The organism is Exiguobacterium aurantiacum (assembly GCF_001766415.1).
GTDB lineage: Bacteria > Bacillota > Bacilli > Exiguobacteriales > Exiguobacteriaceae > Exiguobacterium > Exiguobacterium aurantiacum_A.
In genome coordinates, this window is record NZ_MKXO01000042.1 from 1 (window position 1) to 585 (window position 585).

At 57.8% G+C, this 585-nt stretch carries 1 pseudogene; it reads right to left on the reverse strand.

Going from position 1 to position 585, the window contains the following annotated elements:
* Positions 1 to 583: pseudogene (locus BJU60_RS15310) on the reverse strand (ABC transporter permease); the annotation flags it as partial.
* Positions 584 to 585 lie beyond the last annotated feature (2 nt).

The window sequence follows — 585 nt, forward strand, 5'->3', positions numbered from 1 at the left end:
GGAACAAGACGAAACCGCTCACCGTGAACGGCGTGCCGAGGTTGATCGTGTCACCGACCTCGATCCCGTTCTTCTCGGCGTATTTGGCGTTGAGCGCGACCTCGTCGTCCGTCGTCGGACGCGATCCCGCTTCGAGGTAAGACTGATTGATCGTCATTGTTTCTTTTAAGACGAGCCCCCGATGTTCACTGCCCGCGAATGGATAAGTGATCAGTTTGGATTCGCGAAGTTCGATTGTCGCCTCGGGCACGTATACGCTCGCCGATTTGAAACAGGTCGACCCGGAACGCTTCGACGACTTGATCGGCGCCCGGATCGACGCGGTCGAGTCCGTCATGCCCGAGGCGACGAGGGAGGCGATTTCGGGGTCGTTCGCTTCGTCCTCGGTGACGCGGTTGAGCATCTCGACGGCGAAATCCTCTTGGTTCGACGACGCCAAATAGTCCTCGGTCGGGACCTCGATCCCGCTGATGCCGTAGAACATCATCGTGTAGGTGAGTGAGCTCATGACGATGATGACGGCGATGGCGACGAGCTGCATCCATTTGCCGACGAGCGTCTTCAAGACGTTTTTATACAGCATGG